Genomic DNA, 19,725 nt, shown 5'->3' on the forward strand with positions numbered 1-19,725 from the left:
CCTTTTTTCCCATCGGATATAATTTGTGTAATAAATGCTCACACTCTTTATCAGGACACTTCCGCCGTTTCCCAACATTAATCAAAACGGCACAGCACGGGTGAATATACTCGCGGCAACAAGAACGCCCATCGACACTGCTTACGCTGGAGTCACACTATGAAGTTGCCCTTTAAGCCACACCTTCTGGTCCTGCTGTGCAGTGCCGGGCTGTTAGCCGCATCCGGCGTGATGTTTGTGAAGAGCCGGGCTCCCGAGACGGTCTCAACGCCGCCGGTCGCGGCGGTGCCTCAGCCCGTCCCCCCACCGCCTGCACCGGTTGTTGCCCCAACCTATACCGCCGCGCAGATCGATCAGTGGACAGCCCCTATCGCGCTCTATCCCGACGCGCTGCTCTCGCAGATTCTGATGGCTTCCACCTATCCGGCGAACGTGATTCAGGCCGCGCAGTGGTCGAAAGACAATCCTAAAATGCAGGGCGACGCGGCCATTCAGGCGGTGAGCAATCAGCCGTGGGACCCGAGCGTCAAATCCCTGGTCGCCTTTCCTCAGCTAATGTCACTGATGGGTGAAAACCCGCCGTGGATACAGAGTCTCGGCGATGCGTTTCTGGCGCAGCCTAAGGATGTGATGGATTCCGTTCAGCGTCTGCGTCAACTGGCCCAGCAAACAGGCGCGCTGCAGTCCACGCCGCAGCAGACGGTCACCAGTGTGAAGAAAGCGGAACCGGCTGCCAGCACGACATCCGGCTCAACCGCAACGACCACCACGGCCACGACAACCAGCCCGACGGTTATCAAAATTGAATCTGCCGATCCGCAGGTAGTTTACGTCCCGACCTATAACCCCAACACGGTCTATGGCACCTGGCCCAGCACCAGCTATCCGCCGGTCTACCTTCCCCCTTCCCCGGGCGAGCAGTTTACCGACAGCCTGGTAAAAGGCCTCGGCTTTAGCCTCGGAGTCGCCACCACCTACGCGATATTCAGTAATATCGACTGGGATGACGACGATCACCACCATGACCACGATGATTATGACCACCACAACGGCGGCTATAACCGTAATGGCGATAACAATATCAACATCAACCTGGATAACTTCAACAAAATCAGCGGCCAGCGCCTGACGGATAACAACCGCACATGGCAGCATAATCCTGCCTATCGTGAAGGGGTTCCGTATCCGAATAATCAGCTCAATAACCGTTTCCACTCGACGAACAGCGCGACGGGCCTGAGTGCCACGCAGCAAAAACCGGTTAACCGCGACAGTCAGCGCCAGGCAGCACTGGCTCAGGTTCAGCAATCCACCGGGAAAAACCTGTCGCAAACCCAGCGTCCGGCAACGAAAGACGCTCAGCGTCAGGCGGCCAACAATCAGCTGAAGCAGATTTCCCAGCGCAATAACTATCGCGGGTATGACACCGATAAGCCACAGACCGCGCAGCGCGCGAATAACAAAGCCCAGCGCGAGAACCGTCAGAATCTGTCCCAGCGGCAGGAGCGACCGGCTGCGCAACCCGCTCGCCAGCGAAATACGCAACCGCGAGCCAATGCCTTAAGCGGCAACGATAGCCGGTCAGCCAACTGGCAGGCGCAGCAGCAACGCGGCGCGCAAAGTCGTCAGTTCACCGCACAACACCAGAACCGTCAGCAGCCGCGGCAAATGCCAGCGGGCCGCACTGAACACCGTGAATTCCGCCACCGCTAAGGGCATCAAAATGAAAAAGAAATTACTCAGTGGAATGATGCTGCTTATGGTCTCAACGTTTGCCCTCGCGCAGCAGGAGTTCGCTACACCGGACGAAGCAACCAGCGCCCTGGCGAAGGCCATCAGCACACAAAACGAAGGCGAGATGAAAAACCTGCTCGGCGATGACTGGCGTGATTTTTTACCGCCGGAGGGCGTCGACCCTGACGCCGTTGATCGTTTTCTGCGTGACTGGCAGGTCAGCCACCACACGGTCATCAATGGCGATGTCGCGCATCTCAACGTGGGCGATAGCGACTGGCAACTCCCGATCCCCGTCGTGAAGCGCGAGGCTGGCTGGCAGTTTGATATGAAAAAAGCCGCCGAGGAGATCCTGACGCGCGAGATTGGCCGCAACGAGCTCGCCGCCATTGAAGCCCTTCACGCCTATGTTGATGCGCAGCAAAGCTATTTCTTACTCAATCATCAATACGCGAAAAAGGTGATTAGCTCAGAAGGGAAAAAAGACGGCCTGTACTGGCCAGCCGCTCCCGGTGAAGCGCCAAGCCCGCTTGGTCCCGCTTTCAGCCCACCGGTGCCGGGAACCGGTTATCACGGCTACCAGTTCCGGATCCTGCCGGATAGCGACAGCGGTTTTGCGATGATCGCCTGGCCCGTCAGCTATGGCCAGACCGGCGTCATGAGTTTTATGGTGAACGGTGAAGACAAGGTCTATCAGACGGATCTCGGCAGTGAGTCGCAGAAGAAGGCGCAGGAGATAAAGGCTTATCATCCGGATAAAGCGTGGCAGCCCGTCACTCCATAATAAAAAAAGCCGCTCAGTTGAGCGGCTTTTTCATATTCAGAAGATTACTTCTTCTTGGCTTTCGCGTTCGGCAGGTCGGTGATGCTACCTTCAAACACTTCTGCCGCCAGGCCCACGGACTCGTGCAGAGTCGGGTGTGCGTGGATGGTCAGCGCGATGTCTTCAGCGTCACAGCCCATTTCGATAGCCAGACCGATCTCACCCAGCAGCTCGCCGCCGTTGGTGCCGACAATCGCGCCACCGATCACACGGTGAGTCTCTTTGTCGAAGATCAGTTTGGTCACGCCATCGGCGCAGTCGGAAGCGATCGCACGGCCAGAAGCAGCCCACGGGAAGGTGGCGGTTTCGTAGCTGATGCCTTTCTCTTTCGCTTCTTTCTCGGTCAGACCTACCCAGGCAACTTCTGGCTCGGTGTAAGCGATCGATGGGATCACTTTCGGGTCGAAGTAGTGCTTCATGCCCGCGATAACTTCAGCGGCAACGTGGCCTTCGTGAACACCTTTGTGTGCCAGCATTGGCTGACCGACGATATCGCCGATGGCAAAGATGTGCGGCACGTTGGTGCGCAGCTGTTTGTCGACACGGATAAAGCCACGGTCGTCCACTTCAACGCCCGCCGCGCCTGCATCCAGGTTTTTGCCATTCGGTACGCGACCGATAGCCACCAGCACCGCGTCGTAACGCTGCGCTTCAGCAGGAGCTTTTTTGCCTTCCATGGAAACGTAAATACCGTCTTCTTTCGCTTCAACGGCAGTCACTTTGGTTTCCAGCATCAGGTTGAATTTCTTGCTGATGCGTTTGGTGAAGACTTTCACGATGTCTTTATCGGCAGCCGGGATAACCTGGTCGAACATTTCAACCACGTCAATCTCTGAACCCAGCGCATGGTAAACGGTACCCATTTCCAGACCGATGATACCGCCACCCATAACCAGCAGGCGTTTTGGAACGGTTTTCAGTTCCAGAGCGTCGGTGGAATCCCACACGCGTGGATCTTCATGCGGAATGAACGGCAGTTCGATCGGACGGGAGCCCGCCGCGATGATCGCGTTGTCGAAGTTGATCACGGTTTTACCGTTTTCACCTTCCACTTCCAGGGTGTTAGCCCCGGTGAATTTACCCAGACCGTTGACCACTTTCACTTTACGGCCTTTAGCCATGCCAGCCAGACCGCCGGTCAGCTGAGTGATCACTTTCTCTTTCCAGGTACGAATCTTGTCGATATCGGTTTTCGGCTCGCCGAAGACGATACCGTGGTCAGCCAGTGCTTTGGCTTCTTCGATAACTTTTGCTACGTGCAGCAGTGCTTTAGAAGGGATACAGCCGACGTTCAGACAAACACCACCGAGGGTGTTGTAACGTTCTACGATAACGGTTTCCAGACCTAAATCAGCGCAACGGAAGGCAGCAGAGTAACCTGCCGGGCCTGCCCCAAGTACCACGACCTGAGTTTTGATTTCAGTACTCATCATGACCTCTTATTGATTTCCGGCGGTCCAGGTACTTGTCGCCCTTCATCCACCGGGACGTTCTATCCGCCCGTATTTTACAAAATTGTTAACAATTTTGAAACAACAAACGGCTCATGAATTCTTGTCTTTACCCATAACCTCACAATTATCATGAGATTACAAGACAAAAAGCCGGCCGACTGGCCGGCTTTTGCGATTACATCACCAGGCGGCGAATATCGCTCAGGGTGTTGTTGATGATGGTAATGAAGCGAGCACCATCAGCACCGTCGATCACGCGGTGGTCGAAGGAGAGAGAGATTGGCATCATCAGACGCGGCACAAACTCTTTACCATTCCACACCGGTTCCATCGCGGACTTGGACACACCAAGGATCGCCACTTCCGGCGCGTTAACAATCGGCGCGAAGTGGGTGGTACCCAAGCCGCCGATGCTGGAGATAGTGAAGCAACCGCCCTGCATTTCGCCGGCTGTCAGCTTACCATCACGCGCTTTCTTGGAGATGACAGTCAGTTCACGGGACAGCTCAGTGATGCTCTTCTTGTTCACGTCTTTGAAGACCGGAACAACCAGACCATTTGGCGTATCAACCGCGACACCGATGTTGATGTATTTCTTCAGCGTCAGACGCTGTGCGTCTTCAGACAGAGAGCTGTTGAAACGTGGCATCTGCTCAAGGGCTGCCGCAACCGCTTTCATGATGAAGACCACTGGGGTGAATTTCACGTCCAGTTTACGTTTCTCAGCTTCGGCGTTCTGCTGTTTACGGAACGCTTCCAGATCGGTGATATCGGTTTTGTCGAAGTGCGTAACATGCGGGATCATCACCCAGTTACGGCTCAGGTTGGCACCAGAGATTTTCTGGATACGGCCCAGTTCCACTTCTTCGATTTCACCAAACTTGCTGAAGTCCACTTTCGGCCATGGCAGCATGCCCGGGATACCGCCGCCGGTAGCAGCAGTTGGTGCCGCTTCAGCGCGTTTCACCGCTTCTTTCACGTAAGTCTGAACGTCTTCGCGCAGGATACGACCCTTACGGCCTGTCCCTTTCACTTTCGCCAGATTCACACCGAATTCGCGCGCCAGGCGACGAATCAGTGGGGTGGCGTGAACGTACGCGTCGTTCTCAGCAAACTCAGATTTGCCTTCGGCTTTCGCAGCCGGTGCCGCTGCTTTTGCAGCTGGAGCCGGAGCGGCAGCAGCAGGTGCTGGAGCAGCAGCCGGAGCCGCGGCAGGCGCAGCGCCTTCCACTTCGAAGACCATGATCAGAGAGCCGGTGGACACTTTGTCGCCGGTGCTGATTTTAATTTCTTTCACGGTACCTGCGAACGGAGCCGGGACTTCCATAGAGGCTTTGTCGCCTTCTACGGTGATCAGTGACTGCTCAGCGGCAACTTTGTCGCCCACTTTCACCATCACTTCAGTCACTTCAACTTCGTCACCGCCGATATCCGGAACGTTAACGTCTTTCGCGCCAGACGCTGCTGGTGCAGCCGCGGCCGCCGGAGCAGCTGCCTGTGCTGGAGCCGCAGCAGGTGCAGCACCCGCCACTTCGAAGACCATAATCAGGGAGCCGGTAGACACTTTGTCGCCGGTGTTGATTTTGATCTCTTTAACGACGCCCGCGAACGGAGCCGGGACTTCCATAGAGGCTTTGTCGCCTTCTACGGTGATCAGGGATTGTTCAGCGGCAACGGTGTCGCCCACTTTCACCATGATCTCAGTCACTTCAACTTCGTCACCGCCGATGTCTGGCACGTTGACGTCTTTTGCAGCCGCAGCTGCTGGTGCAGCTGCCGGAGCCGCTGCTTCTTTCTTCTCTTCCTGCGCAGGTGCAGCAGCTGCTGCACCGTCGGCGGAATCGAAAATCATGATCAGTTTGCCAGTCTCGGTTTTGTCGCCAACAGAGACTTTGATCTCTTTAACGATGCCAGCCTGAGGAGACGGGACTTCCATAGAGGCTTTGTCGCCTTCTACGGTGATCAGCGACTGTTCAGCTTCAACTTTGTCGCCTACTTTGACCAGGATCTCGGTGATTTCAACTTCATCAGCCCCGATGTCCGGTACATTGATTTCGATAGCCATTATTCTTTTACCTCTTACGCCAGACGCGGGTTAACTTTATCTGCATCGATGTTGAATTTGGTAATTGCTTCCGCAACCACTTTCTTATCGATTTCGCCACGTTTAGCCAGTTCGCCCAGCGCTGCTACGACCACATAAGAAGAGTCAACTTCGAAGTGGTGACGCAGGTTTTCGCGGCTGTCAGAGCGACCGAAGCCGTCGGTACCCAGTACGCGGTAATCATCAGCCGGTACGTAAGTACGAACCTGCTCGGCGAACAGTTTCATATAGTCAGTCGATGCCACTGCCGGTGCGTCGTTCATCACCTGAGCGATGTACGGTACGCGTGGAGTTTCCATCGGGTGCAGCATGTTCCAGCGCTCACAATCCTGGCCATCACGCGCCAGTTCAGTGAAGGAGGTCACGCTGTACACGTCGGAGCCAACGCCGTAGTCGTTCGCCAGGATCTGCGCTGCTTCACGAACGTGACGCAGGATAGAACCGGAGCCCAGCAGCTGAACTTTACCTTTGCTACCCGCGATGGTTTCGAGTTTGTAGATACCTTTACGGATACCTTCCTCGGCACCTGCTGGCATAGCCGGCATGTGGTAGTTTTCGTTCAGAGTGGTGATGTAGTAGTAAACGTTCTCTTGCGCTTCACCGTACATACGTACCAGACCGTCATGCATGATGACTGCCACTTCGTACGCGTAAGACGGGTCATAAGAGATACAGTTCGGGATAGTCAGAGACTGAATGTGGCTGTGACCATCTTCGTGCTGCAGACCTTCACCGTTCAGGGTTGTACGACCGGAAGTACCACCGACCAGGAAGCCGCGAGCCTGTTGGTCGCCAGCCTGCCAGCACAGGTCACCGATACGCTGGAAACCGAACATCGAGTAGTAGATGTAGAACGGAATCATCGGCAGGTTGTTGGTGCTGTAAGAGGTCGCAGCAGCCAGCCAGGATGCGCCTGCGCCCAGCTCGTTGATCCCTTCCTGCAGAATCTGGCCTTTCTCGTCTTCTTTGTAGTAAGCAACCTGCTCACGGTCCTGCGGGGTGTACTGCTGGCCGTTCGGGCTGTAAATACCGATCTGACGGAACAGACCTTCCATACCGAAGGTACGCGCTTCATCGGCGATGATTGGAACCAGACGATCTTTGATCGACTTGTTTTTCAGCATCACGTTCAGGGCACGAACGAAAGCGATAGTGGTAGAGATCTCTTTGTTCTGCTCTTCCAGAAGCTGGGAGAAGTCTTCCAGAACCGGCAGTTCCAGTTTCTCAGTGAAGTTCACCTGACGGGACGGCAGGTAGCCGTTCAGTTTCTGACGCTGTGCGTGCAGGTAGGTGTGTTCTTCAGAGCCTTCCGGGAAGGTGATGTAAGAGAGGTTTTCAACCTGCTCGTCGGTGACAGGAACGTTGAAACGGTCGCGGATATAACGCACGCCGTCCATGTTCATTTTCTTCACCTGGTGAGCAATGTTTTTACCTTCGGCGGTGTCACCCATGCCATAACCTTTGATGGTATGTGCCAGGATAACTGTTGCTTTGCCTTTGGTGTCTTGTGCGTTTTTCAGTGCTGCGTAGACTTTCTTCGGATCGTGGCCGCCACGGTTCAGAGCCCAGATCTGATCGTCAGACCAGTCTGCAACCAGCGCTGCGGTTTCAGGGTATTTGCCGAAGAAGTGTTCACGAACGTAAGCACCGTTTTTGGATTTGAAGGTCTGATAGTCGCCGTCAACGGTTTCGTTCATCAGCTGGATCAGTTTACCGCTGGTGTCTTTACGCAGCAGCTCATCCCAACGACCGCCCCACATCACTTTAACCACGTTCCAGCCAGCACCGCTGAAGATGCCTTCCAGTTCGTTGATGATCTTGCCGTTGCCGGTTACCGGACCATCCAGACGCTGCAGGTTACAGTTGATGATGAAGCACAGGTTGTCCAGTTTCTCACGGGTGGCGATGGTGATCGCACCTTTAGATTCTGGCTCATCCATCTCGCCGTCGCCGAGGAAAGCGTAAACGGTCTGCTGGGAGGTATCTTTCAGGCCACGGTGTTCCAGATATTTCAGGAATTTAGCCTGGTAAATAGCACCGATTGGACCCAGACCCATAGATACGGTCGGGAACTGCCAGAATTCAGGCATCAATTTAGGGTGCGGGTAAGAGGAGAGACCTTTACCGTGAACTTCCTGACGGAAGTTGTTCATCTGCTCTTCAGTCAGACGACCTTCCAGGAACGCACGTGCGTAAACGCCCGGAGAGATGTGGCCCTGGAAGTACACCAGGTCGCCGCCGTCTTTCTCGGTGCGTGCGCGGAAGAAGTGGTTGAAGCACACTTCGTATACGGTCGCAGAAGACTGGAAGGAAGCCATGTGGCCGCCCAGCTCCAGGTCTTTCTTGGATGCGCGCAGAACGGTCATGATCGCGTTCCAACGAATTGCAGAACGGATACGACGTTCCAGATCCAGATTGCCCGGGTATTCCGGTTCGTCTTCGACGGCAATCGTGTTTACGTAGTTGCTAGCCCCTGCACCTGAGGCTACTTTCACGCCACCTTTACGGGCTTCTGAAAGCAGCTGATCAATCAGATACTGAGCGCGCTCAACACCTTCTTCACGGATGACCGATTCGATCGCCTGTAGCCAGTCGCGAGTTTCGATCGGATCCACGTCATTTTGGAGACGTTCTGACATGGGGGTATTCCTTATCTATCTAATACGTTGATTTGTCTGGAACCTGTCCCATTGTGCTCTCAACAAAGAACACAATAAGACAGGTTCTGCGTTTAGTTGCCGCGCTCTAAAAATGCCAGGCGCTTAATCCTTTCGTTGCTGTATGCGGCGCAGTGAACGTTCTCGACGACTCTGTTCACGGCTGCGGTCCAGCAAGATTTCCTCAATGAAAGCCAGGTGGCGGTGCGACGCTTCACGCGCCTGCTCCGGTTCCCCGGCCATTATCGCCTCGAAAACTCGGGTGCGATGGTTGCTGACCAACGGGAGCATTTCCCGGCGGGCGTACAACAATTCAAAATTTTGTCGAACATTCTGGGCCAGCATCGGCTCCATGCAGCGTAGCAGATGGAGCAGCACCACATTGTGCGCCGCTTCGGTGACGGCAATTTGATACTGGACGACGGCATCGGACTCAGCGTCGAGATCGCCTGACTGCTGGGCCCGTTCAATGGCCTGATGAAGCTCGCGAATACGTTCACGATCTTCATCATTGCTGCGCAGGGCCGCGTAATAAGCCGCGATACCTTCAAGCGCGTGACGGGTTTCAAGCAGGTCAAACTGGGATTCTGGGTGGTCAGAAAGAAGCTCTACCAGCGGATCGCTGAAGCTCTGCCACAGGCTGTTTTGCACAAAAGTTCCGCCGCCCTGACGACGAAGCAGCAAGCCCTTCGCTTCGAGACGTTGAATCGCCTCACGCAGAGAGGGACGGGAAACGTCGAACTGTTTAGCCAGTTCGCGTTCAGGCGGGAGTTTTTCACCGGGGCGCAGAGTCCCTTCGAGGATTAAAAACTCCAGCTGCTGCTCTATCACATCCGATAGTTTTGGTTGGCGAATTTTGCTGTAGGCCATATTCCCTGTCTTACGCCTTTTTGCCCGGAGTCAATTGGTCTTACCAATTTCATGTTCGTATCGCTAAAGTAACAAAGTATTCACCTTCTGTCCATATTGGTTTTGATTGAAATCAGTAAACCCTGCACATTTTAACAACTTTACAGAAATAACGTTTCAGAAATGTAACTTTGCACAAATGAACTGGTTACCACTAAAGAGGGTGTTTTAACCTTATTGAAACGAGGGGATTTGCAATCTGAAGCGATTCAACAAGGTAAATAATGAAAATTCGCCCACTTATGGAGCATTTTTATTCTATAGATGGGTTACGGGAGTGAAGCGGACGTATTTACAAATGCTTTCTTTTTATTCAAGCGATCGACATCCCTTCATAAAGCAGGTGCATTCGGGTCCGCTTACCACTATTCTGGCGTCAACGGAAGTCACCCCCGCTTTTTTCGGTCAACTTCACCGTAAAGAAAAAAATACAGAAAATGGACTTTCATAATTACACACGCCCGAGCGTGAACATAACAACCACACACGAGGTTTCAAATGGAAGCTCAACAGCATGGCGATCAGCTAAAGCGCGGCCTTAAAAACCGCCATATACAGCTCATCGCGTTGGGTGGCGCTATCGGTACCGGCCTGTTTCTGGGCAGCGCATCCGTCATTCAGTCGGCAGGTCCGGGGATTATTCTGGGTTACGCCATCGCGGGCTTTATTGCCTTCCTTATTATGCGCCAGCTCGGCGAAATGGTGGTTGAAGAGCCAGTAGCGGGCTCCTTCAGCCACTTTGCCTATAAATATTGGGGCAGCTTTGCCGGTTTCGCCTCAGGCTGGAACTACTGGGTGCTGTACGTTCTGGTTGCCATGGCGGAACTGACCGCCGTCGGTAAGTACATCCAGTTCTGGTATCCGGAGATCCCAACCTGGGCATCGGCCGCGGCCTTCTTCGTGATCATCAACGCCATCAACCTCACCAACGTCAAAGTGTTCGGTGAGATGGAGTTCTGGTTTGCAATTATCAAAGTGATCGCGGTTGTGGCGATGATCATCTTCGGCGGCTGGCTGCTGTTCAGCGGCAACGGCGGCCCGCAGGCGACCGTGCGCAACCTGTGGGAGCAAGGCGGGTTCCTGCCTCACGGCATGACCGGTCTGGTAATGATGATGGCAATCATTATGTTCTCGTTCGGTGGGCTGGAACTGGTCGGGATTACCGCCGCAGAAGCCGATAACCCTGAGCAGAGCATCCCGAAAGCCACCAACCAGGTTATCTACCGTATTCTGATCTTCTATGTGGGTTCGCTGGCGGTTCTGCTCTCCCTGCTGCCGTGGACGCGCGTCACCGCTGACACCAGCCCGTTCGTGCTGATCTTCCATGAGCTGGGCGATACCTTCGTGGCTAACGCGCTCAACATCGTGGTACTGACGGCGGCGCTGTCTGTCTATAACAGCTGCGTCTACTGCAACAGCCGTATGCTGTTCGGTCTGGCTCAGCAGGGCAACGCGCCAAAAGCGCTGCTGAACGTCGATAAACGCGGCGTGCCGGTGAACTCCATTATGGTCTCCGCCGTGGTGACCGCCCTGTGCGTACTGATCAACTACCTGGCACCGGAATCGGCATTTGGTCTGCTGATGGCGCTGGTGGTATCCGCACTGGTGATTAACTGGGCGATGATCAGCCTGGCGCACATTAAGTTCCGTCGGGCCAAGCAGAAGCAAGGTGTGAAAACCCGCTTCCCTGCCCTGTTCTATCCGCTGGGCAACTGGGTGTGCCTGATCTTTATGGCAGCGGTGCTGGTCATCATGCTGATCACACCGGGCATGGCGATCTCCGTCTATCTGATCCCCGTGTGGATTTTGATTCTCGGCGTGGGCTATCTGTTCAAACAGAAAAATGCCAAAACCGTAAAAGCGCATTAATCCCGTCTCGCTCTGTGCCCGACTGTGGCACAGAGCGTGTTACCTGCCTCACAAATTCTCACCCACAGCCATTTCATCCATATCACCGCCCTTATCCTGCAACGCATATATTCCTTCGCCAGCGAATAATTCTCTCCATACCGAAACTCGGAGAGCTGTCGATGGATAACAATAAACTGTCTGTAAAAGAAAAGATTGGCTATGGCATGGGCGACGCGGGATGCAACATCATCTTTGGCGCCATTATGTTGTTTGTTAACTATTTTTATACGGATATCTTCGGCCTGGCCCCCGCGCTGGTCGGGGTGTTGTTACTCTCAGTTCGCGTGATTGACGCCATCACCGACCCGATCATGGGCGCTATCGCTGATCGTACCCGCAGTAAATATGGCCGATTTCGTCCATGGTTGTTGTGGATTGCGTTCCCCTATGCCCTGTTCAGTATTCTGATGTTCACCACGCCGGAGTGGACTTACAACAGCAAAGTTATCTATGCGTTTGTCACCTACTTCCTGCTGTCGCTCACCTATACCGCCATCAACATCCCTTACTGCTCGCTGGGTGGTGTGATCACCAACGATCCAAAAGAGCGTGTAGCCTGTCAGTCGTATCGCTTTGTGATGGTCGGGATTGCGACGCTGCTGCTCTCGTTAACGCTACTGCCGATGGTGGAGTTTTTTGGTGGCGACGACAAAGCCAAAGGCTATCAGATGGCGATGACCGTGCTGGCGCTGATTGGCACTTGCATGTTCCTGTTTAGTTTCTCAACCGTACGGGAACGTATTCGCCCGGCGGTACAAACCAATGATGAACTGAAAAACGATCTGAAAGACGTGTGGAAGAACGATCAGTGGGTGCGCATTCTGCTGCTGACCCTGTGCAACGTCTGCCCTGGCTTTATCCGCATGGCGGCGACCATGTACTACGTCACCTGGGTGATGGGGCAAAGCACCCATTTCGCCACCCTGTTTATCAGCCTCGGCGTGGTGGGCATGATGCTCGGCAGCATCCTCGCAAAAACCCTGACCGACCGCTGGTGCAAGCTGAAAGTATTCTTCTGGACCAACATCGTGCTAGCCATTTTCTCCAGCGCGTTCTACTTCTTCGACCCGAAAGCCACCACCACCATCGTGGTGCTCTACTTCCTGCTCAACGTTCTGCATCAGATCCCGTCCCCGCTGCACTGGTCCCTGATGGCCGACGTGGACGACTACGGCGAGTGGAAAACCGGGAAGCGCATCACCGGGATCAGCTTCTCCGGCAACATTTTCTTCCTCAAACTGGGGCTGGCGATCGCCGGGGCGATGGTCGGATTCCTGCTCTCCTGGTACGGCTACGACGCGGGTGCTAAGGCGCAAAGCGCCGACGCCATCAACGGAATCGTCCTGCTGTTTACCATCATACCGGGCGTTGGCTATTTGATTACCGCAGGTGTGGTGCGTCTGCTGAAAGTAGACCGTGACCTGATGAAACAGATTCAGGAAGACCTGGAGAAACGCCGCATGAACTATCGCGAGCTGAATGACTATCAGGAACTCAAAGCCGCTGAAACCAAATAAGGAAAGCCCAATGCGTGACTGGCCCAATCCCTTTATCGAACAACGTGCCGACCCGTTTATTCTGCATCACGAAGGGCTGTATTACTTTATCGCCTCGGTGCCCGAGTACGACCGGCTGGCAATCCGCCGCGCCGATTCGCTGGAAGGATTGCGCAGCGCCGAAGAGATGGTGGTCTGGCGAAAACCCGAGACCGGGCCAATGAGCGAGCTGATCTGGGCACCGGAACTGCATCACATCGACGGCAAATGGATCATCTACTTTGCCGCCGCGCACACTCAAGCGCTCGATGGGCTGAATATGTTCCAGCACCGGATGTTCGCCCTGGAGTGTGCCGACAGCGATCCGCTGAGCGGGAAATGGGTCGAGAAAGGGCAAATCGTCACGCCGTTCGATACTTTTGCGCTCGATGCCACCACTTTCGTTCATCAAGATAAGCGCTGGTATCTGTGGGCGCAAAAAGCGCCGGATATCTCAGGCAACTCGAATCTCTATCTGTGTGAAATGGAAAACGCGTGGACGCTTAAAGGCGAGCCGGTGATGCTCAGCAAACCGGAGTATGACTGGGAGTGTCGCGGGTTCTGGGTCAATGAAGGCCCGGCAGTGCTGGAGCACGGCGACAGGCTGTTTATCAGCTACTCCGCCAGCGCGACGGATGAGAACTACTGCATGGGGCTGCTGTGGATCGATAAAAGCGCCGATCCGCGCGTCGCAGCCAACTGGCATAAATCACCGCGCCCGGTGTTTACCACCAGCTACGAAAATCGTCAGTATGGGCCGGGGCATAACAGCTTTACGCAGACGCCAGACGGGGAAGATGTGCTGGTGTATCACGCGCGCAATTACACCGAAATTGAGGGCGACCCGCTGTACGATCCGAACCGTCACACTCGCCTGAAAGTCGTGCGCTGGAACGAAAACGGGATGCCCGATTTTGGCATCCCGCCTACGGATACATATTGAGGAATGCGGTGCGCTGGCTTACACCAGCGTGCCGTAAATCGTCAGCAACGCTACCAGAACTACAATCACAAAAGAGGTTTTCTTCGCCATCGACACCGCCGCTTTCGGGGTTTCGACTTTGTCCGTGTGCGGCTCGCGTGCCAGGGAGAACTGCGCCAGACGCGTCAGCACCTGATACTGCGAAGTGTGCCTATCCGCCAGGGAAGCAAACCACGCCGGAAGCGCCTTCTCGCCGTGACCAATCAGGGCATACACCACGCCAACCAGGCGCACCGGCAGCCAGTCCAGCACGTGTAAAATCGCGTCGATGCCCGACAGCAAGCGTTCGTGCGGCGTCAGATAGCGCGCCAGCCAGGTCTGCCAGGCGCGTAAGAAAGCGTAGCCCATCAGGAACACCGGACCCAGTGGGCCGCCCACCACAAACCAGAATAGCGGCGCGAGGTAATAGCGGAAGTTAATCCACAGCAGCGCGTTTTGCAGCTCGCGCAAGTAATCGCGCTCATTGCAGTCAGGCGGAACGCCGTGGATCAGCGTCAGCTCGCTCGCCATCGCGCCACGCGCGTGGCTATCGTCGCGGGATGCGGCTTTCAGATAGGCATGGTAGTGCAATCGAACCTTTCCAGCACCGATGCACAGCACGCCCAGCAGGATCCACACCACCAGCAGCGGCACGTTGAAAAACAGGCCATGCAGCGCGCGCAGCAGCAGGAACACCACGCCCATCACCACGGCGGTCATCAGGAGAGTGCGCAGCATCGAGAAATGTTTAATCCGACGGAAGACCACTTCCATCCGGTGATCCAAATGCCAGTGCTCGCCCAGTTTAAACAACCGTTCAGCGATCATCACCAGCAGCATGGTAAACAACGTCATGTCATCTCCTTATCTGACGAAGCGGTTAGCATGGCGCGAAACCGGGACCAGTCAAACGCCGGGCCTGGATCGGTTTTTCTCACTGGCGCAATATCGCTATGCCCGGTGATGTTGTCAGCAATTTTTGGGTACAACGCGGTCAACTCACGCGTCACCGCCACCAGCGCCTGGTACTGCGCGTCGGTGTACGGCGTAGTATCTGTGCCTTCCAGCTCAATACCAATCGAAAAATCGTTACAGCGTTCACGCCCCTGATACACAGAGACACCGGCGTGCCACGCGCGTTTATCGAAAGGAACATACTGGACGATCTCACCGTCACGGCGAATCAGACAATGGGCAGAAACGCGCAGGTGCGCAATTTCCGCAAAAAATGGATGGGCGTTGGGATCGATTGTTCCGGTGAATAATGCGTCGATCCACGGACCGCCAAATTCACCCGGTGGCAGGCTAATATTGTGGACCACCAGCAGTGAGGGCGTTTCATCCTCCGGGCGGCAATCATGGTGCGGCGACGGTACGTGCCGCGCATCCACCAGCCATCCGTCTTGTAACTGCATGCTGGCTCTCCTTATATATGGTGCAGATTCTCGGTTCAGAGTAGCATGTTTCAATCTTATGATTCGTTACCAATTTGGAGTTTTATCATGCCGACTCGCCGTTACAACCCCGACCACCGACGTGAAGCGCTTCTGGAACGTATTAACCTCGATATCCCGGCGAGCGTCGCCCACGCACTGCGTGAAGATCTGGGCGGCGAGGTCAATGCGGACAACGATATTACCGCACAATTATTGCCTAAAGAGACGCGCTCGCACGCGGTGATCATCACCCGCGAAGACGGCGTGTTCTGCGGAAAACGCTGGGTCGAAGAGGTCTTCACACAGCTCGCCGGCGATGACGTACAGATAACCTGGCACGTTCAGGATGGCGACAGCATCAGCGCCAGTCAGCCTCTTTTTGAACTTCATGGCCCGTCCCGCGTACTGTTAACGGGCGAGCGCACCGCCCTGAACTTCGTCCAGACCTTGTCCGGCGTGGCGAGTGCCGTTCGTCGCTATGTTAACCTGCTGGAAGGCACCAAAACCCAGCTGCTGGATACCCGTAAAACGCTGCCAGGCCTGCGCACCGCCCTGAAATACGCGGTGCTGTGCGGCGGCGGCGCCAACCACCGTCTGGGCTTATCCGACGCCTTCCTGATCAAAGAGAACCACATTATCGCCTCCGGCTCCGTACGTCAGGCGGTGGAAAAAGCCTTCTGGCTGCACCCGGATGTGCCTGTCGAAGTGGAAGTCGAAAACCTCGACGAGCTGGATGCCGCGCTCAAAGCCGGGGCCGATATCATCATGCTCGATAACTTCGAAACAGAGCAGATGCGCGAAGCGGTTAAACGCACCAACGGTCAGGCGCAGCTGGAAGTCTCCGGTAACGTCACCCATGAAACCCTGCGCGAGTTCGCTGAAACTGGCGTGGATTTCATCTCCGTTGGCGCGCTCACCAAACACGTCCAGGCCCTCGACCTCTCTATGCGCTTCAAATAATACAGGTTTATTCCTCCTCTTCTACGGGAGAGGAGGAACTTCGCACGCGTTTACGACGCGCCTCGCAAAGTGTTAATGCAGCAATGCAACCGCTTTAAAATCCTCTGAATCGCCCTTCACGATCCTTTTTTCGCTCCTCGTGTTTGTCTCTTCGCGCTGCCACAGTGGCATCACGAAACCCAAGGAGCAGACATGAACAGACAACAAGGATTTACCCTCATTGAGCTAATGGTCGTCATTGGCATTATCGCGATTCTCAGCGCCATCGGCGTGCCTGCGTACCAGAACTATCTGCGCAAAGCCGCGCTGACGGATATGTTGCAAACCTTTGTCCCCTATCGCACGGCCATTGAACTTTGCGCACTTGAGCACGGCGGTGTCGATACCTGCGACGGTGGAACCAACGGCATTCGCTCTCCAACGACCACGCGCTATGTCTCTGCGATGAGCGTTGCCAAAGGTGTGGTGGCACTGACAGGCCAGGAGAGCCTGAACGGTCTGGAAGTTCTGCTGGCACCGGTCTGGAGCGACGGGGACGGCATCACCGGCTGGACACGCGACTGCACTATCGCTAATGACAGCGCGTTAAAGCAGGCGTGCGAAGACGTTTTCCGCTTCGATAGCAAATAGAGGTGCTGACCATGAATACAGAGCAACTGACGCTGCTGTGCCAGCGCCATCATGCGCTGCTGTTAGGCAGCAACGATGAGACGATCAACATTGCCGTGGTCGACACACCGGCATCACAGATGATGGAAGCCCTGCGCTTCGCCACGCAAAAGCGGATTGATATTGAGTGCTGGACGAAAGAGCGGATGGAGAAGCATCAGCAGGCGTCATCGCAATCCTCTTTACCCGTTACCACTCTGGTGACGAGTTCGGCGGTCGATATTCTCAACCGGACGCTTTTGCAGGCTCTCAGCCAGCGCGCCTCGGACATCCACGTCGAGCCCGCGGGCGAGACCTGGCAAATCCGTTTGCGTATCGACGGCGTGCTGTACCCGCAGCCTCCCTTAACGGCAGCGGTGGCGACCACGCTGATCGCCCGCCTGAAGGTATTGGGGGAGCTTGATATCGCCGAGCGCCGTTTGCCGCAGGACGGGCAGTTTACCGTTGAGCTGGCGGGCAACGCCGTCTCGTTTCGTATCGCAACGCTCCCCTGCCGAGGAGGTGAAAAAATCGTTCTGCGCTTACTGCACCAAGTGCAACAGGCGCTGGAACTGGATGCCTTAGGCATGACGGAAGCCCAGCGCGCGCTGTTTACCGATGCGCTTCATCAGCCGCAGGGGCTTTTACTGGTGACCGGCCCGACCGGCAGCGGGAAAACCGTTACGCTCTATAGCGCGCTGCAGGCGCGGAACGACCAGGATGTGAATATTTGCAGCGTCGAAGATCCGATTGAAATCCCCCTTGCCGGGCTGAATCAGACGCAGATCAACCCGCGCGCCGGTCTGTCCTTTCAAAGCGTGCTTCGGGCACTTTTGCGCCAGGATCCGGACATCATCATGGTGGGCGAGATCCGCGATGGTGAAACGGCTGAGATCGCCATCAACGCTGCGCAGACCGGGCATCTGGTGCTCTCAACGTTGCATACCAACTCTACCACCGAAACGCTGATCCGCTTGCAGCAGATGGGCGTAGCCCGCTGGATGGTCTCCTCAGCCCTGACGCTGGTGATTGCCCAGAGGTTGGTCCGCCGCCTGTGCCCGCACTGCCGAAAAGAGACTGACCAAAGGATAACGCTTCCAGAGACTGTCTGGCCACGCGAGCTTCCTCACTGGCAGCCGACAGGATGCGATCGCTGTTATCGCGGCTTTTATGGCCGCGTCGCCCTGTTTGAAGTGCTCTCGGTAAACAGCGACATCCGCCAGGCCATTGCCAGCGGCGCGTCGATTGAACAAATTGACCACACCGCACGGTGCACCGGGATGACCACGCTCTTTGAACACGGCTGCCTGACCGTTGAGCAAGGTCATACCACGCTAGAGGAGATCGTTCGCGTGCTGGGGCTACCGTATGGCTGCTAACCATCTCTGGCGCTGGCGGGCTTTGACGTTAGAGGGAGAGTTCCAGCAGGGCACCCTTTGGGCAGTCGACCGGGAGGCGGCCTTGAGTCTGTTGTCCGGTCGAGCACTCTGTCCGCTGGCACTCTCGCGCAGTCTTATGCTCCAGAAATGGCAGCCGCAGCACTGCTATGAGCTTTTCCGCCAGCTTGCCGCCCTGCTTCAGGCAGGGCTCACGCTCGCTTACAGCCTGCAAATGCTGGCCGAGCAACATCCTGTCAAGCAATGGCAGGCGCTACTTTCGAGTCTTGCGGAAGATCTCAGCGCAGGCTGCGCGTTTTCCGATGCCCTGAAAAAATGGCCAGAGGTTTTTTCTCCACTGTATGTCTCAATGATGAAAACCGGAGAGCTGACCGGAAAACTGGAAGAGTGCTGCCGCCAGCTGGCGCAGCAGCAAAAATCTCAGCAGCAACTGAGCGCGAAGGTGAAAAAGGCCCTGCGTTACCCGGCGATCATTCTGAGCCTGGCGGCTGTCGTGGTGCTGGCGATGGTCACGCTCGTATTACCGGAATTTGCGGGTATCTATAAAACCTTTAATACGCCTCTTCCGCTGCTGACGCGCTGGGTGATGGAGTTTGCGGATTTTATTCGTCAGCACATTATTGGGCTGGTTTTCGTCATGCTCTTTCCATTCATCGCACTACGCAGCGTGCGGCAACATGAGGGATGGCAGCGCTTTAGCCAGCGCAGGGTATTGAGTTTGCCAGTCATGGGGGCGCTTGTTCGCGGGCAGAAACTGAGTCAAATCTACACCGTGCTCTCCCTGACGCAGCAGGCGGGTATCGCCTTTTTACAAGGACTAGAGAGCGCACAGGAATCCGTCGAGGGCCTGTTCTGGAAAGAGGTGCTGCGGGATATCAGGGAGCGCGTAGTGCAAGGTGCCCCCATCTGGTCATCACTGAGTGAAGCGGGGATCTTCACGCCATTATGTATTCAACTGGTGCGAACTGGTGAGATCTCCGGTGCGCTGGACACGATGCTCGCGAATCTGGCGCGTCATCATAATGAGCAGACATTTCAGCACGCGGATAATCTGGCGTCGCTGTTAGAGCCGCTGCTATTAATTGTGACAGGCGTGATTATCGGAACGCTGGTGGTGGCGATGTATCTGCCGATTTTCCATTTGGGGGATGCGATGAGTGCGGGATAACGCTGGCGCACGGGTGCGCGCCAGCGGG

15 protein-coding genes are annotated in these 19,725 nt (G+C 55.5%); 9 read left to right on the forward strand and 6 right to left on the reverse strand.

Annotation, left to right across the window (positions count from 1 at the left end):
• The first annotated feature begins 159 nt into the window (after positions 1-159).
• Together AC3WS9_RS17995 and AC3WS9_RS18000 are read left to right on the forward strand one after the other, a co-directional pair.
• Entirely contained in the window at positions 160-1,713 is a 1,554-nt protein-coding gene (locus AC3WS9_RS17995) for a DUF3300 domain-containing protein (RefSeq protein WP_492489670.1), read from the forward strand.
• 10 nt (positions 1,714-1,723) lie between these two features.
• A complete protein-coding gene (locus AC3WS9_RS18000; protein WP_492489672.1) occupies positions 1,724-2,518 on the forward strand; it encodes a DUF2950 family protein in 795 nt (264 codons plus the stop codon).
• Between the two features lie 44 nt (positions 2,519-2,562).
• Here the strand turns inward: AC3WS9_RS18000 and lpdA are convergent, their stop codons facing one another.
• The 4 genes from lpdA to pdhR all read right to left on the reverse strand — a co-directional run bounded on the left by lpdA (position 2,563) and on the right by pdhR (position 9,642).
• A complete protein-coding gene (lpdA, locus tag AC3WS9_RS18005; RefSeq protein ID WP_100777599.1) occupies positions 2,563-3,987 on the reverse strand; it encodes a dihydrolipoyl dehydrogenase in 1,425 nt (474 codons plus the stop codon).
• Positions 3,988-4,186: 199 nt separating this feature from the next.
• Positions 4,187-6,076, reverse strand: a complete 1,890-nt coding sequence (gene aceF, locus AC3WS9_RS18010) for a pyruvate dehydrogenase complex dihydrolipoyllysine-residue acetyltransferase (protein ID WP_282491671.1) — start codon at positions 6,074-6,076, stop codon at positions 4,187-4,189.
• A 14-nt stretch (positions 6,077-6,090) separates the two neighbouring features.
• On the reverse strand, positions 6,091-8,754 hold the full coding sequence (gene aceE / locus AC3WS9_RS18015; RefSeq protein WP_095280796.1) for a pyruvate dehydrogenase (acetyl-transferring), homodimeric type: 2,664 nt from the start codon (positions 8,752-8,754) through the stop codon (positions 6,091-6,093).
• Between the two features lie 123 nt (positions 8,755-8,877).
• Positions 8,878-9,642, reverse strand: a complete 765-nt coding sequence (gene pdhR / locus AC3WS9_RS18020; RefSeq protein ID WP_103947083.1) for a pyruvate dehydrogenase complex transcriptional repressor PdhR — start codon at positions 9,640-9,642, stop codon at positions 8,878-8,880.
• A gap of 537 nt (positions 9,643-10,179) precedes the next feature.
• Here pdhR and aroP point away from each other — a divergent pair.
• From aroP to AC3WS9_RS18035, 3 genes are all read left to right on the forward strand, one after another.
• A complete protein-coding gene (aroP, locus tag AC3WS9_RS18025) occupies positions 10,180-11,550 on the forward strand; it encodes an aromatic amino acid transporter AroP (protein ID WP_285145989.1) in 1,371 nt (456 codons plus the stop codon).
• 161 nt (positions 11,551-11,711) lie between these two features.
• Positions 11,712-13,109 (forward strand): glycoside-pentoside-hexuronide (GPH):cation symporter, encoded by a 1,398-nt coding sequence (locus AC3WS9_RS18030; RefSeq protein ID WP_285150663.1) that lies wholly within the window; start codon positions 11,712-11,714, stop codon positions 13,107-13,109.
• Positions 13,110-13,119: 10 nt separating this feature from the next.
• Complete coding sequence (locus AC3WS9_RS18035; protein ID WP_492489676.1) at positions 13,120-14,070, forward strand: glycoside hydrolase family 43 protein; 951 nt, start codon at positions 13,120-13,122, stop codon at positions 14,068-14,070.
• 18 nt (positions 14,071-14,088) lie between these two features.
• Here the strand turns inward: AC3WS9_RS18035 and ampE are convergent, their stop codons facing one another.
• Both ampE and ampD read right to left on the reverse strand, forming a co-directional pair.
• Positions 14,089-14,943 (reverse strand): beta-lactamase regulator AmpE, encoded by an 855-nt coding sequence (gene ampE / locus AC3WS9_RS18040; RefSeq protein WP_282491666.1) that lies wholly within the window; start codon positions 14,941-14,943, stop codon positions 14,089-14,091.
• Positions 14,940-15,503, reverse strand: a complete 564-nt coding sequence (gene ampD, locus AC3WS9_RS18045; RefSeq protein WP_285145993.1) for a 1,6-anhydro-N-acetylmuramyl-L-alanine amidase AmpD — start codon at positions 15,501-15,503, stop codon at positions 14,940-14,942. The genes ampE and ampD overlap by 4 nt, the downstream gene beginning before the upstream one ends.
• Before the next feature lie 87 nt (positions 15,504-15,590).
• Between ampD and nadC the strand changes: the two genes are divergently transcribed.
• The 4 genes from nadC (at position 15,591) to hofC (ending at position 19,697) form a co-directional block, all read left to right on the forward strand.
• Positions 15,591-16,484: a carboxylating nicotinate-nucleotide diphosphorylase gene (gene nadC, locus AC3WS9_RS18050; RefSeq protein ID WP_282491664.1), complete on the forward strand. Its 894-nt coding sequence runs from the start codon at positions 15,591-15,593 to the stop codon at positions 16,482-16,484.
• Positions 16,485-16,676: 192 nt separating this feature from the next.
• Positions 16,677-17,114 (forward strand): prepilin peptidase-dependent pilin, encoded by a 438-nt coding sequence (gene ppdD, locus AC3WS9_RS18055; protein WP_492489679.1) that lies wholly within the window; start codon positions 16,677-16,679, stop codon positions 17,112-17,114.
• Between the two features lie 11 nt (positions 17,115-17,125).
• Entirely contained in the window at positions 17,126-18,511 is a 1,386-nt protein-coding gene (gspE, locus tag AC3WS9_RS18060; RefSeq protein WP_492489681.1) for a type II secretion system protein GspE, read from the forward strand.
• Positions 18,501-19,697, forward strand: coding sequence for a protein transport protein HofC (gene hofC, locus AC3WS9_RS18065; RefSeq protein ID WP_492489682.1), 1,197 nt, complete (start codon positions 18,501-18,503; stop codon positions 19,695-19,697). Before gspE ends, hofC begins: the two co-directional genes overlap by 11 nt.
• Positions 19,698-19,725: the final 28 nt, after the last annotated feature.

The organism is Lelliottia sp. EB106-05-01-XG201 (genome assembly GCF_058791735.1).

Bases quoted from the DNA above. Each gene is read 5' to 3' on its own strand.
- AC3WS9_RS17995 (WP_492489670.1), top strand. From the start codon at position 160: ATGAAGTTGCCCTTTAAGCCACACCTTCTGGTCCTGCTGTGCAGTGCC.
- AC3WS9_RS18000 (WP_492489672.1), top strand. From the start codon at position 1,724: ATGAAAAAGAAATTACTCAGTGGAATGATGCTGCTTATGGTCTCAACG.
- lpdA (WP_100777599.1), bottom strand. From the start codon at position 3,987: ATGAGTACTGAAATCAAAACTCAGGTCGTGGTACTTGGGGCAGGCCCG.
- aceF (WP_282491671.1), bottom strand. From the start codon at position 6,076: ATGGCTATCGAAATCAATGTACCGGACATCGGGGCTGATGAAGTTGAA.
- aceE (WP_095280796.1), bottom strand. From the start codon at position 8,754: ATGTCAGAACGTCTCCAAAATGACGTGGATCCGATCGAAACTCGCGAC.
- pdhR (WP_103947083.1), bottom strand. From the start codon at position 9,642: ATGGCCTACAGCAAAATTCGCCAACCAAAACTATCGGATGTGATAGAG.
- aroP (WP_285145989.1), top strand. From the start codon at position 10,180: ATGGAAGCTCAACAGCATGGCGATCAGCTAAAGCGCGGCCTTAAAAAC.
- AC3WS9_RS18030 (WP_285150663.1), top strand. From the start codon at position 11,712: ATGGATAACAATAAACTGTCTGTAAAAGAAAAGATTGGCTATGGCATG.
- AC3WS9_RS18035 (WP_492489676.1), top strand. From the start codon at position 13,120: ATGCGTGACTGGCCCAATCCCTTTATCGAACAACGTGCCGACCCGTTT.
- ampE (WP_282491666.1), bottom strand. From the start codon at position 14,943: ATGACGTTGTTTACCATGCTGCTGGTGATGATCGCTGAACGGTTGTTT.
- ampD (WP_285145993.1), bottom strand. From the start codon at position 15,503: ATGCAGTTACAAGACGGATGGCTGGTGGATGCGCGGCACGTACCGTCG.
- nadC (WP_282491664.1), top strand. From the start codon at position 15,591: ATGCCGACTCGCCGTTACAACCCCGACCACCGACGTGAAGCGCTTCTG.
- ppdD (WP_492489679.1), top strand. From the start codon at position 16,677: ATGAACAGACAACAAGGATTTACCCTCATTGAGCTAATGGTCGTCATT.
- gspE (WP_492489681.1), top strand. From the start codon at position 17,126: ATGAATACAGAGCAACTGACGCTGCTGTGCCAGCGCCATCATGCGCTG.
- hofC (WP_492489682.1), top strand. From the start codon at position 18,501: ATGGCTGCTAACCATCTCTGGCGCTGGCGGGCTTTGACGTTAGAGGGA.